The 13,827-nt window shown below is 51.2% G+C and carries 9 protein-coding genes; 2 read left to right on the forward strand and 7 right to left on the reverse strand.

Annotated features, from left to right (window positions below; genetic code table 11):
* Nucleotides 1–106: 106 nt before the first annotated feature.
* Nucleotides 107–826, reverse strand: coding sequence for a M48 family metallopeptidase (locus CPA45_RS07340; protein ID WP_244287548.1), 720 nt, complete (start codon nt 824–826; stop codon nt 107–109).
* Nucleotides 823–3,975, reverse strand: coding sequence for a type I restriction endonuclease subunit R (locus tag CPA45_RS07345; protein ID WP_096650916.1), 3,153 nt, complete (start codon nt 3,973–3,975; stop codon nt 823–825). The genes CPA45_RS07340 and CPA45_RS07345 overlap by 4 nt, the downstream gene beginning before the upstream one ends.
* Nucleotides 3,976–4,163: 188 nt before the next feature.
* On the opposite strand from CPA45_RS07345, the gene CPA45_RS07350 reads away from it, so the two are divergent.
* Together CPA45_RS07350 and CPA45_RS07355 are read left to right on the forward strand one after the other, a co-directional pair.
* On the forward strand, nt 4,164–5,150 hold the full coding sequence (locus tag CPA45_RS07350; protein WP_096650917.1) for an AAA family ATPase: 987 nt from the start codon (nt 4,164–4,166) through the stop codon (nt 5,148–5,150).
* Nucleotides 5,151–5,159: 9 nt separating this feature from the next.
* A complete protein-coding gene (locus CPA45_RS07355; RefSeq protein WP_096650918.1) occupies nt 5,160–7,679 on the forward strand; it encodes a S8 family peptidase in 2,520 nt (839 codons plus the stop codon).
* A gap of 50 nt (nt 7,680–7,729) precedes the next feature.
* Here the strand turns inward: CPA45_RS07355 and CPA45_RS07360 are convergent, their stop codons facing one another.
* The 5 genes from CPA45_RS07360 to CPA45_RS07380 all read right to left on the reverse strand — a co-directional run bounded on the left by CPA45_RS07360 (nt 7,730) and on the right by CPA45_RS07380 (nt 13,784).
* Nucleotides 7,730–9,019 carry a restriction endonuclease subunit S gene (locus CPA45_RS07360; RefSeq protein WP_096650919.1) on the reverse strand — a complete coding sequence of 430 codons (1,290 nt, stop codon included), beginning with the start codon at nt 9,017–9,019 and terminating at the stop codon, nt 7,730–7,732.
* Entirely contained in the window at nt 9,012–10,754 is a 1,743-nt protein-coding gene (locus CPA45_RS07365) for a type I restriction-modification system subunit M (RefSeq protein WP_096650920.1), read from the reverse strand. The genes CPA45_RS07360 and CPA45_RS07365 overlap by 8 nt, the downstream gene beginning before the upstream one ends.
* A gap of 168 nt (nt 10,755–10,922) precedes the next feature.
* Nucleotides 10,923–11,582, reverse strand: a complete 660-nt coding sequence (locus CPA45_RS07370) for an inovirus Gp2 family protein (RefSeq protein ID WP_096650921.1) — start codon at nt 11,580–11,582, stop codon at nt 10,923–10,925.
* Between the two features lie 313 nt (nt 11,583–11,895).
* Nucleotides 11,896–12,093, reverse strand: a complete 198-nt coding sequence (locus CPA45_RS07375; RefSeq protein WP_208858464.1) for a helix-turn-helix transcriptional regulator — start codon at nt 12,091–12,093, stop codon at nt 11,896–11,898.
* A 146-nt stretch (nt 12,094–12,239) separates the two neighbouring features.
* Nucleotides 12,240–13,784, reverse strand: coding sequence for a hypothetical protein (locus tag CPA45_RS07380; protein ID WP_133066778.1), 1,545 nt, complete (start codon nt 13,782–13,784; stop codon nt 12,240–12,242).
* Nucleotides 13,785–13,827 lie beyond the last annotated feature (43 nt).

Here is a 13,827-nt window from a genome sequence, read left to right on the forward strand (position 1 = left end):
ACTGTATGGGGACGACATAAAAATTTTCTTTTAGTATTGTTGAGGCCGAATTCAGATTAATCATGCTGTTATCAAATAAAATGACGCAACCAGCAATTAAAATCCATCAAAACCGCACCCTCTCCGCATGCTCCCTCAACCACTCACGACACTGCGGATAGTCCGGCATCACCCGCCCCAGCTCATGCCAAAATTCGGGAGAGTGGTCGTGGCGGATCAGATGGCAAAGCTCGTGCATCACGACGTAATCCACCATGCGGTTGGGGGCCATCATGATCTGCCAGTTAAACTCCAGCTTGCCCTTGGCGGTGCAGCTGCCCCAGCGTGATTTGAACGTGCGGATGCCTACGCCCATGGGCGATACCCCCACAACGGGGGCAAAGCGCGTCACTTTCTCTTTTAGCTTTTGTTCTGCTTGGCGCTTGTACCAGCGTACCAAGGCGTTGCGCACCATGGATGGGCGCTGGGTACTTTGGGGTAGCGTGATTAACAGCTTGCCGTGTACCAGCTTTACGGGCGCAAAGGCACCGGTTTCTATCTTGAGGCGATAGTTACGCCCCAGGTAAGGAAACGCTTCACCGGAGACAAACTCGCGGCTACTGGCAGGTGCGGTCAGCTGGTGTAGCGCCATTTTTTCTTTGATCCAGCGCCGCTTGCTGGCCAACAGCTGGTCGACCTTCTCAAGCGGGGTGTCACTGGGCACTACTATCGAGACCGCCCCTTCTTCCACGCGGATATCCGCCGATTTACGGCGATTGGTGCGGATGATTTCGGCAATAAAACCCGAGGCCTCTCGGTATTCGGTTGGGTTTGCCATAACGGTCATGGATTCACTTTTCCAAAACGGTTTTTGGCCAGCTCCATAAAGCGGTCTTGCACGACGGTGACCAGGGCTTTGTCCGCGAAGGAGCCATCCAGCACGGCGCGCTTAATCTCTTTTTTCATGCGTTTGACCTGATCCTGCTTATCGAAGAAGTCGACGATCTGGGTAGCTTCATCAAACATATCGACGAGGTGCTGGCTGATGGCCTTGATCTCATCATGCACCGCTTCGCTAATGGCATCTTCCCCGGCGTGGTGAGTCACTTCCGCCATCAGGATGTTGTAGAACGCGAACTCGGTTTCACTCAGCCCCAAGGCATCGGCTTCTTGCTTATGCTCGGTGTCGATGGTGCTGACCATCTGCAGCAGTAGTTCTAGCTGTTGATCCCACTTGCCCGCCGTTTTCTCGATGATATCCCGCAGGCGTAGGCTGAGCGATTTGTAATACTCAGGATCTTCTTCCAGGTTGACGGTGATGTGGTGCTTAATCGCGCTTTCAATCTCGGACGCCTTAGATTCCGGGGATTTGATCTGCTCTACCGTTTGCTTGAAGTTGGCATCCATTAAATCCACAGGCGGGATCTTGGGGTCTACCCCCGTGCTGATAATGTGGTCTTCCACCAGCTTGCGGACTTTTTCACCCACATCCGCTAGGTTAAGGCCTGGGTCACGGTAACGATTCCGCGCGGCGTTTTGCACTTTGCCCCAGAATTTCAGGTCAGGCACAAACGGTTTGGCCGCTGTATCCGGCAGAATGATATCCATCTGTTTGGCCAATGCTTTATACGCCAGCTCAAACTGCTGGCGTTTGTCTTCGTCTTTGAGAAACAGGACGTAGGTATCAATATCGTTCTCTTTCACCCCTGCAAATAGCTTAGCCACCCGCGTATGGGCGGCCTTCAGCTTGGGGATCTCGTCTTTCAGGCTGTGGTAGGTGCCTTCGGCGTCGTCGTTACTGAACATCTCCAGCGCTTCGGTCAGCTGATCAGATAGCCCGTAGTAATCGACAATAAAGCCTGCCTCCTTTGCCCCTTGGCCGTTAGGTGACGAGCAGGTGCGGTTAACCCGCGCAATCGCCTGCATCAACGTGTGGTCTTTCAGGTTGCGGTCGATATACATGGCTTGAGCAATAGGCGCATCGAAGCCGGTTAACAGCATATCTTTCACGATCAAAAAAGCCGTCGGGTCTTCACTTAACGGCTTGGTGAAGTTGCTGATGACCTGTTTCTGGCCGGCTTTATCGGTGTATTGCGCCAAGTAAGCCGGGTCATTGTGGCTACCGGAAACAATAACCTCAGACGGCGGCGCATCCAGCTCATCCAGGGTTTTCTTGAACAGCGTGGCAGCATAGCGGCTACCGACCACAATCATCGCCTTAAAGCCGTTGGGCTGAATATGCTCGCGGTAGTGTTTCAGCAGGTCGATGCATACCCAGCGGATGCGTGCCGGTGCTTCGCGTATCGCACGTTCCACCCCGTACTTTTTCCTGATCTCTTTTTTTTCGTCATCGCTGTAATCGCGAAAGTACTCGTCGAAAAGCGCATCCAGCGAATCGCCCACCACATCGGTGAGCACCTGACGGCCTTCGTAGAGAATACGCACCGTGGCCCCATCGGCCACGGCTTCGTTGATTTTGTATTGATCGATATAGCCACCAAACGCCTGGCTCATTTTCTGCGTTTTCAGCAACGGCGTGCCGGTAAAGCCAATCTTGGGGGCATTAGGTAGCGCGGCGTTAATAGTGGCAGCGAGGTTACCGAACTGGGTGCGGTGGGCCTCATCGGCCAGCACGATCACTTTATCGCTAGGGTTCAGGTCGCTGAAATCGCCCTCGGCTTCGGCATCCTGAAACTTCTGCACCATGGCAGTGACGATATCGGATGAGTCGCGCTGCAACAGCGTTTTTAGCTGAGCAACGGAACCCGCATTGTGAATAGTCTCATTTTGGGCATCGCGGAACGTCGCGGAGAGTTGGCTATCCAGCTGTGTGCGGTCAGTGATGAACACCAGCTTGTACTGCTGTAGTTCTGGGTCGCGACGCATCTTCACCGCTAGCATCACCATGGTAAGTGACTTACCAGAGCCTTGGGTATGCCACACCACCCCCGATTTTTCCTTACGATCCCGGCCAGCTTTCAGCCGCTCAATCACCTTGTTAACCGCACGGTACTGCTGGTAGCGGGCAATCTTCTTGATTAACCGCCCATCCACGGCTTCAAACAGGGTGAAGTTCTGCAGCACGTCGAGAAAGTTAGCGGGTGAGAAAAGCCCTGCCAGCAGGCGCTCTTGAGCATTGATATCTGTGTGAGCCGGTTGGCCCGCTGCAATGCGCTGCGCTTCTAGCAGGTAAGCTGGGGAAGGCACATCGTTAACTTCATACGCAGTGGAGGAAGGCTTAGGCGTGTTGGTGACCTGAGCGGAAGTGAGTAACTGATGAATATCTGCATCGCTAAACGGGTAGGCATCTTTCCAATCGCCGTAATGCTGAGCGCTGGAGCTAATCGTACCGACCCTGGCTTGATCGCGGCAGGTGGAGACCATCAGTTGGTTATACCAGAACAGCTTTTGGGCACCTTCGTCATCTTCGGGGTAGCGCAGGTTGGCGTAGCGCCGTAACTGGTCAATACCTTGCGCCAGGGCGTCGGTAATATAGGGCGATTTGCACTCAATCACTGCCAACGGTAGGCCGTTCACGAAGCAAACGATATCCGGGATGATGTTCTGATTGAGGCCTTCAATCTTGAATTGATTGGTGCAGAGAAAGTCGTTGTTGTCAGGCTGGTCGAAGTCGATGATTTTGACCGTCTGCCCTTTTCGCCCCTTGCCCACGTCCTGCTCTACCGAGAGGTAGTTGACCAGATGCTGGTAAATCGAGTGGTTGTACTCCATCAGGCCTGCGTGATGGGGATGAGTAATCTCCCGCAGAACCTTGCGGAGGTTTTCTTCACTGATCCAGGGGTTCAAGCGCCGCAATGCGGCTTCTAACTGTTTGACCAGCACGACATCACGATAGTAGCCGCGCTCACCGGTAGAAGGGGCACCGTTAATAGGCAGCACAGGGGATAAACTTGCCCCAGGAACATAACGCCACCCCAGTTGCTGGAGTTGGGCAATGGCAGGCAGCTCGACCTTTTCGACTTCATCCTGAAACAAGGTAAGTATCCTTTGTCATACTTTTTGCTCAGCCTAGCATGCTACCGCCATCGGTTCAGCCGTTTAAGACCTAAGCAGCGGCGTCTCGACGCAAGTAGTTATGAAGTGCCTCAATGAACGCGTTATACTTTATTCAATCAAAAAGCCAGCCCAGCTTGGGCATTTTCCACAGACGCATCCGGTAATTTATGGCGACGGCAGAGCAGATCAAAGCATTATTGAAGAGCCACGCTGATCACGATGATCAGCGGTTCTACTCTATTGCCTTGCAAGTCGCTGCCAAAGAAGCCCGCAAGGGGCACCACAAGCTGGCCAGCGAAATCAAGGAAACCATCGAGCGCTCGCAGAAAGCCTCGAAAAGCTTGACCGTTGCGCCTGCTAAACCGACCCCGCTGGCCCAGCACCCCAAAGGCGATTTGAAAGGGCTTTTGGAGCTGACGCACTCAACCGCTCGCAAAAACGAGTTGGTGCTGTCGAGTGAGGTAAGCGAGCGGCTGGATAAAGTGTTACTTGAGCAACGGCAAAAGAGCCGATTGGCTCAGTACGGCCTTTCTCCAAGGCGTAAGCTGTTATTTACCGGCTCGCCGGGCACGGGCAAAACCCTGTCGGCAGCGGTGCTGGCTTCAGAGCTTAAGCTACCGCTGTACACCATCGTTCTGGATAACCTGATCACTCGCTTTATGGGCGAGACCGCCGCTAAGCTGCGGTTGATTTTTGATCACATCAAGCAAACTAGAGCGGTGTACCTCTTTGACGAATTTGACGCGATCGGCACACAGCGGGGGGCGACAAACGATGTTGGCGAAATACGTCGCGTGTTGAACTCGTTCCTTATGTTCGTCGAACAGGACACCTCTGAAAGCATCATTTTGGCGGCGACCAATCACCCAGAATTGTTGGATAAAGCGCTTTACCGGCGTTTTGACGACATCATTCAGTTTGAAAAACCAGGCCAGGCGCAAATCAAGCAGCTGGTCGAAAATCGCCTCTCAGCGTTTGAGACTGGGCATCTAAGCTGGGATGAAATCACCCAGGGTGCCTGCGGGCTAAGCTCAGCGGACGTTACCCGAGCCTGTGAAGACGCTGCCAAAGAAGCGGTCTTGCACCATGATGCCAACATCACCACTGTAATGATTACCAAGGCCGTGCAACGCCGACAAAACGGAAAACAATAAGGGAACTTCATGGCGGATCAGAAACCGCATCTACTGTTAAGCGGTATTGGCCGCAACGAAGATTTTCAGTCCCGTAATCAAGTTAGAGGTGCCGGTGTCCCTCGTAGAGATCGGAATGCACACGGTATCGCTTTAAGGCAGCAATACTCCGATGCACTTGCTAGGCATCAGGCTCGCCAGTCTAAGACATTGGCTCCCATTACTGACGAAACGGGTATTTACGTTGAAATCGTAGGGTTTTCGGATGTCGAGCTTCCACTTGATAAGCTCGATAATCGTGCTTTTAAGCTTCGGTCATGCCGTAAAGTGGATGGAAGGGAAGTAGCAACGGTGTTTATCCCTGACCCTCAGCGAGACGCTTTTCAAAAAAAGGTTCATGAGTATCTCAATAAAGATAGAGCGAAGGGTAAACCTGCTAATCAAGCCCTTATCGACAGTATTGCAGAGGTTAAGCTGGCAGATTTACGCTCATTTTGGACAGATGACCTAGCGCTATTCCCCAAAGTGACTGATCAGCCCGTGTGGTGGGAACTGTGGCTGAAAAAACGAGCGACAGACCTATCTGCTAGCGAAGTGGCCGAGCAGCTTGCGGAGCGGCTTAACGCTGAGCTAAGCAACACCTCGCTTAGTTTCTTTGATAGTTTCGTTATTCTCATCAAAGCATCCGTTGACCAGCTTGAATCAGCTCCTGAGCTAATCGCCAACCTTGAAGAGTTACGTCGCGCAAAGCAGACTCCGAATGCGTTCATTTCCATGCCTGCCAAAGAGCAGCATGAGTGGGCCGATGAGTTAGCAGACCGGATACGGCTAGACGAAAGCACCACAACCGCTATTACGGTGCTGGATACAGGGGTCAATTTCCATCATCCACTACTAAGTCAGGTGACTACTCAGCAATTGGCACAAGCGTGGGAGTCCAGCTGGCCTCTTTATGATGACTACCAGCCTACCTCCCCCCTTGCACCTTATAACGATCACGGTTCCAGACAAGCAGGGCTAGCAGCGCTAGGTGAGCTAGATGAATCGTTACTTGCTACCCACGAGATTTGGCTTGCTTACCGAGTTGAGTCTGGCCGCATACTGCCACCCGCTGGGAATAACGATCCTGAACTTTACGGCGCTATTACTGTAGGCACCGCAGCGAAGCTTGAAATTGATAACCCGGAATTTTCCCGCGTTTATTCTCTGGCTGTTACCTCGCCTGCTGACTCCATAAGCGGGCAGCCTTCGTCTTGGTCTGCCGAAATTGATCAGTTTGCCTTCGGTCTGGAGGACGATTTACAACGGCTGTTTGTGATTTCTGCTGGTAACAACCAGTCGCTATACGCGACGGTGGATGTCTGGGAGCAGTTATATCTCGCAGAAATTGAAGACCCGGCACAAGCATGGAACGCCTTAACCGTCGGTGCCTACACAGAAAAAACAACCAATGACGATCCTGATTTTACAGGTTGGTCGCCCTTTGCCAAACCTGGGGATGTTGCCCCCGCAAGCCGGTCATCCGTGAATTGGGGCTGGCAAAAGCAAGCGCCTTATAAACCTGATGTGGTGGCTGAAGGCGGTAACCGGTTGTTATCGCCTGACGGCACGGAAGTGTCCGATGCTGACGTGGTATCGCTATTAACCACCTCCGGCAGAACCAGCGGGCAGTTATTTGAAACCACCAAAGATACCAGCGCTGCTTGTGCGCTGGTTTCCAGGCAGGCCGCGCTGCTGATGGCTGAATATCCTGACTACTGGCCAGAAACAATACGCGGGTTGATTGTTCATTCGGCAGAATGGACACCCAGGATGTGGGAGCGCTTTGGTTTGCTTCAAAAAGACCAGGCGCCTTCTAATGCTGCTAAGACAATGCTGCGATGCGTTGGTCATGGTGTACCTAGCTTAGAGCGTGCAAGGTATAGCGCCAATCATGCCCTGACGTTGATTGTTCAGGATACCCTGCAGCCCTTCACCAAACCGAGGGCCAAGGCTTCTGGCGACCCTAAACTGAACGAAATGCAGCTCTACCAGTTGCCCTGGCCCGTTGAGGAGTTACGCAAACTGCCGCCAGAGATGAATATTAAATTACGAGTGACGCTTTCGTACTTTATTGAGCCGAATCCTGGCCGTAGAGGCTACCGTCAGCGCTACAGCTATCAATCCCACGGGCTGCGTTTCAAAGTGATCAATCCCGGACAACCCTTGAGAAATTTCCAAGCAGCTATCAACAAGGTTGCCAACGATACAGTTGAAGATTATCAAGGCGTAGAGGGAGACAAAAGCGGTTGGCTATTTGGTACCAATCTAAAAACTTACGGTTCACTTCACTCCGATACATGGACAGGTTCAGCAGCGGATCTTACCGATATGCACACGCTGGCGGTGTATCCCGTGGGCGGCTGGTGGAAGTACCGGGCAGGAGAAGAGCGCTGGCAAAACCGTGTTCGTTTTAGTCTGATTGTCAGCATTGACGTGCCGGATAGCGAGGTGGATATCTACTCAGAGGTCGAGAACTTGATTCAAACCAGCGTGCAGGTGGAGACCTAAGAAAGCGGCATCGATACGCACTGTATGATGCCGTTACTTCAAGGGTGGGCTTAGACGTCGGCTAGCTCGCAGGTATCGACCTGAACACGGACTTTACCGGTTAGCAGGTCTTGCATGAGGGCTTTTTTGAACGATTGAATAGCGTTGATCTTATTGATAGTTTTTGTGATACGAGCCTCAACTGAGTCTAGAGCATTAGCTATGTTTTTTTGCTCAGATATGTCCGGTACCGATATTGCGATACGACCCAAAGACTCACCGCTGATGCCTGCTCTTGTAGTGAATTTGCTGTTATCCATCATTTGCTTACGAACAGCATTGCTTTGGAATATATATTTCAAAAAATGAGGATGGAATAAATTATTCTTTTGACGGCCACGTATAACGAAGCCATTGAAAACTACATCGTCTCTTTCACCTAGATATACATTAGTAAAGCCAATTTCGTCAGGTGTTTCAGAGGTTCTCGTGAAAAACACATCTCCAAAATGAACCCTGAACCTTGAGAGCTCCTTTTCATTCATTTCGACGAGCGCGCTAAGATCTGAATCCAGAATTCCTCCACCTACATAAACATTCTTGTAGCTGATAATTGGTACGCCATGACCAAAAGCATCCTTGTCTTTATTCACACCATTTTTAAGATCAAACACGTCCCCCAATAGATAGCTTTCCCAGCCAACAGGGATCTTACCCACAGGCGAATCCTTAAACTCAGTATGCGGAACGCCGCCCGATCCAATGCCCTTGGTCAGAAGCTCCTGCATCATGCCGGTTTTCAGGTCTTTCAGCTTGTCGATCTGGGCGCGCGTTTTTTCAATCACCTCGTCGACAGATGACAGGATGGCAGCGATTTTTTTCTGTTCGGGGAGTGGGGGAAGCGGAACAGAAATAGCTTCAAGTTGGTTTCCACTGATATTAAGTTGGGCAGCTCCGGCTGCCAAGCCTGTAATTTCGCGCCTCACCGTTTCTGATAGATAGCAATAAGATGTAAAAAGTGGGTCGGTATTTGGCTTGTTTCGCAAGCATCCAACACGTTGATTTAAGTAACAAAGGCCATCTTGTTTTTTTACCCAGGCATAGTTGTCAAGGCTGCCAGACATGCCGAATAAAAAGTCACCCACGCGAAGCCTAAACTGCTCTAAGCCCCTCACTACACTATCGTGAACATATTTAGCATCAGACAGATCAACGCGGCCTAGCTTTAGATTGCTCATTCTAATAGCAGCAGCATAGCCCACATCTGAAAAATCAGAGCTTTTGAATGCATATCCATTTTGAACTTTTGCTAAGTCTCCAAACTTTCCCTGCTTCCAACCTTCAGGAACTTGATCACTCATACCCCAGCTCCTTCAGATAATCCTTCATTACTCTTTCCGCCTCGTCGACTTCGGCATCTAGCTCGTGCAGCGAGACCTTGTACTTGTCCCACCAGCGTTCTAGCTGGCTGATAATAGCGGCGCTGTTATCGGCATCGGGGGCTTCTTGCTGGACGATGTCACGCAGTTGCTCTTTGCTGTCGATGGCAGGTTTGAAGTCGTAGTAGGCTTCATCACGCCGATCAAACACGCAGCTAATATTAAACTCCATCAGGATTTCTTCGCGGATATACTCGCTTTCCACTTCCCGCACGGGGATGCCGCCGTGAAGGGTGGCACGCACATCAAATATTTCCGGTGGTGGGCTGGTATCGGCGTAGCGGCGGATGTTCAGGTTGTAGTCGTTCTCAGCAATCTCCGCTAGTGTTACGACTTTTGAGTAGCGCTTGACCTCGGCGTAATCGTCAAAGGTGGCAACGATCTTCTCAATATCCTGCTGACGCAGCTTGTTTTGGTTCTTACCTTCTTCATATTCCAGCTCGCTGTTGATAAATAGCACCCTGCCGTTGCGTTCGGCTGGTTTCTGCTTGTTGATGATCAGCAGGCTAGCAGGAATGCCGGTGCCATAGAACAGCGCCGGTGGCAGGCCAATTACGGCTTCTAGCAGGTCGTCTTGCAGAATGCCCTGACGGATAGCTTTTTCACTGGCACCCCGGAACAGCACGCCATGGGGCATTACCACGCCCATCATGCCCTCGGCATTCAGGCTGGCGATCATGTGTTGCACAAAAGCCAGGTCGCCGGAATCTTTCGGCGGCGTGCCGTAGGGGTAGCGGCCATAGGGGTCGTTATCGGCTTCTTCCTTGCCCCACTTCTTCAAGCTGAACGGCGGATTGGCCAATACCCGGTCAAAGGTCATCAGCTCACCCCCTTGGGTGTGCTGCGGGTCGCCGAGCGTGTCGCCCTTGCGAATATCGGCGCTGTAAACACCGTGCAAGAACATGTTCATCTTGCAGATGGCCCAGGTGTTCAGGTTCATCTCCTGGCCAAACAGCGACAAGTTAGCCGGGTTCTCGCCATTGGTGGCTAGGTGATTACGGGTTTGTACCAGCATACCGCCCGACCCCGCCGTTGGGTCGTAAATGCGCATGCCCGCATGGGGCTTGAGCAGCGATACCAGTAGCTGCACCACTTCAGAAGGCGTGTAGAACTCGCCGCCTTTTTTACCGGCGCTGTCGGCGAACATCTTAATCAGGTATTCATAGGCCGTGCCCAGCAGGTCAGGCCGCTCGAAATCCTGGTTGCGTAACCTGTAGCGGCTGAAATGGCTGAGCAGATCCCGCAGCTTTTTATCAGAGAGCTTGTTCTTGATATTGAAGTCGATCGACACCAGCACGCCTTCCAGCGTGGCGTTGTGCTCTTCAATGGCTTCGGTAGCCTTGTTCAGCCCCGCGCCAATGTCGTGCTTCAGGTCTTTGATGGCACCCCAGCGCGCAACGGGCGGGATGTAGAAGGTTTTGTCGTACTCGTCTTCATCATCGGCCAGCTCTCGTGCCTGGGCTTCGCTTTTGCCTTTGCTGAGGTAATACGCAACCACCGACTCTTGGGCTTCCTCGAAGGCATCCGACAGACGCTTCAAGAACATCATGCCGAAGATGTAATCTTTGTACTCGGATGCATCCATATTGCCGCGCAGGATATCGGCGGCTTCCCATAAGAAGGATTCCAGCTGTTGCAGCGTAACGGTGTGGCTCATTGAGGATTCCATGTATGGCAGTAACCGTGGGCATGGCGGATACATCGCCCCCACAAAAGAGTGAGCCGAGTTTAGCGGTGTGGGGGCATGGGGGCAAAGCCATACTCGGTTAGCCATGTCCATGGGTGTTGATGGGCCTAGCGAGCTGGGGATGATGTACAGCGTCACTTAGTTGCGGCTAGTGCCAAACGTCCGCATCCCTAGCCCATACTGTTTTGTATCAGCTTTGCAAAGGTAAGAGGCGCGATAGAACGCTTCCTGAAAGCTATTCGCATCATCTCGGCTTATCCAATAGTACGGATTATCAGGTACGTGAACCCATGGCTCTTGTGGATTCCACGTGACCCCCAACGCGCTGTACCACGCGCGTGACACGCGACTGATAAGGTTCTCGTTTTGAGAGCATGCCTTACCTGGCATGTGATAGACGTCACGATTAAACAGGAGAAAGAAGTGGTAGTGCGGCTTACCGTTACTGCCGACTTCCCGGCTCCAAACGTATCGCACCTTGGTATCTGGTACCCAGCCATTCTGACGCTTCCGTTCTCGGTCGTGTTTAATAATAGCCTTAATGGAGGCGGTGAACCTTGCGATAAGGCCTTTATGATCCTCTAACGTCATTCTGCCGCTTATCTCCGTAGGGATGACAGGATCAATCCGGACGGCTAACACTCGCGGGTAGTCATTCAGGGCTTTATGCATTGTGTCGTAAAGGGCCTGCAGGTACTCACTTGCCATTGGCAGGTAGTCCTCTTGAATGCGTAGCCCTTTAAAGACAGGGTTATAGGTGAAGTGCAGGTTAGCGTTTGAGTAACGTGGCAGTAGCATTTTAATCTCCTTAATAGGAATGATTGCCCATGGCTTCTGAGGAATGGGCGTTTATGACAGGCATGACGAATCCTCCAGCGGTTACTGGATTCAATACGGTGGTGGTATAACGGCCACTAGCCTTTCGGCGGCTACTTAGGTACGGGGCTTGAGGCCCCTCCCCTTACCCTTTGATTATATTAATAATAATTAAACAAGGGTCGAAAAGGCTGGGTTAATGATCGTCAAGCTAGCTGTCGTGCGGGTCGAGCTGGAGGTAGGTGGTAGGCAATCAGCTCTTCAATTAAATTAGATAAATCTAAACAGATAAACATTAAGCGACCACTTCGTCCCTACGCTTAATGCTGTCGTTAATCCAAGCCTCAATCTCACTTTCAACCCAGGCAACCGCCCGTGTTCCCAGTTTAATAGACGGGGGAAACTGCCCAAGGCTGATGTACTTGTAGATCGTCGATCTAGCCAGGCCTGTGCGTTCCATGACGTCTTTGATGCGGATCAGTTTCATGCTCATGACGAACTCCTATTATTCGTTCATGAGATTAGGGAGCTGGGTATTTTTAATTGGAGAGTGGCTTTGGCGACTTGTGGTTATGAGTCGGTAGGCTCTTGAGCGTCTGACGCTGTTGGATCATTTGGCTCATTATTGATGGCTGAAAGTCAATCCTGATGATGCGTTTGCCAATAGGTGTTGAGATCCTTGGCGACATATCTACGGAATATAATGGTCGTTGGCTCTTTATCGGTATCTTCAAAGCTCAGGCCATAACTACGTAGCTGAAAACCTGGTAGCGTCGGGCCGTCAGGTGCATTGAAAAAAGCAGGAACGAGCATGAAGGTCATTGCTTCGGCCTTTTCGTATTCATTAAGTTTGAAGGCACTTTGGAGCTGTTTGGCTAGGTGATGTGACAGGGCATAGAAAAGTAGCGCTAATGGTGGGTAAGAGGTTTTTTCTGTGATTGGTTCTACTTCGGGAGACCTATGAAGCTTTTGATCGACCAAGGCCTTTGTATAGTCGCTGTCTTTTTCAGAAGCTGATTCTGTTTCCTGCTCAAGATCCGCTTCGATTTCATACTCAAGCGCTATGCCTAGACGCCGAACAGTCGACACTATGACGTCATGGCATGGTTGGTCAGGCCCGCAAAAACCTTCTTTTAATTTATTCCAGTAGGAAGTTAGCAGATGACAAGCATCGATATGAACGCTGGTAAGTAACCAGTTTGCATCCTCTGCATCGTAGCGTTTAAGCAGCTCTTCAATGCCATCATCTAGATAATCCGTGCTTGGCAGAAGTGCTTGAGCATTGTGGAGAATTTTTACTAGATCGTTGTATTTATGTTTTTCCTTAGTGCCGACTGACAAAGTACTTTTAGAATCCGTGATGGCACCGTACTCCTTCAAAAATGCCTCGATTTGCAAGTTACACACCCCTACAGTCATCGCCGCATCTACAACTCCTCCCACTAGCTCCGTTCGCTTCGCGTTCTTTGTTGAAGGAGGCGACATGATGGTGAGCGGAGCTCTTTTGAAAGTCCCGAGTGATGGGTGCGCCAGATCAAGCAAATAGATGGATGTCTTACGAGCATTAGCCTGGGGTGAATACCGCCCCGGTTGATGATGAGCAATGATCCCTAAATCGAACAGCTTCTCCAGTTGCCTATCAATGCGAGAACGTGACATCCCGGTTAGAAGGCGCATTTTGGATATCCCAAGACTGGTTATGACACCAGGCGTGTCAGCATGAGCTAGCAACACCATGAGTAGCCATCGGTTAGGTAAGGTCAATCTAGAGCGACGTCGACGCCCATCTCTTATCAAATCCTTTGTTCTATTTTCAGCAGACAGTAGGGTCGTTTTTGTGAGTGTGGCCATTTCTTCAGCGTGGTGCGCAGAAGGCGAAGGGCTCTTCTGCAGTGCCTTCACAAGCTTTGTTGATAAGCGATAACGCGACTTTGGCCTTCCTGGCCCTTTGGTCGGTATGCGCTCAATTTCAAGGAGCTGTTCTTGCCTTTCTCCGTGCTTGTCGATAAGTACATTCCAAGCTCGGCGGCCTTGTGCATACGTTAGGCCTAGGCGAGTAAAGAGGGTTTGCAACGGGCAGTCGATGCTCTTTTCAAGACCAATAACTGATGCCCACTGCATCAGTAGCCAACGCGCTTCAGGCGTTAATCGAGCATCCTTGTAGGTCAGTATTGCTGCATTCATAGCAGCAATATACGCTATTTTATAGAAAATAAAAATCCGATAT

Origin of the sequence: Vreelandella nigrificans (assembly GCF_002374315.1) — a bacterium.
Lineage (GTDB): Bacteria > Pseudomonadota > Gammaproteobacteria > Pseudomonadales > Halomonadaceae > Vreelandella > Vreelandella nigrificans.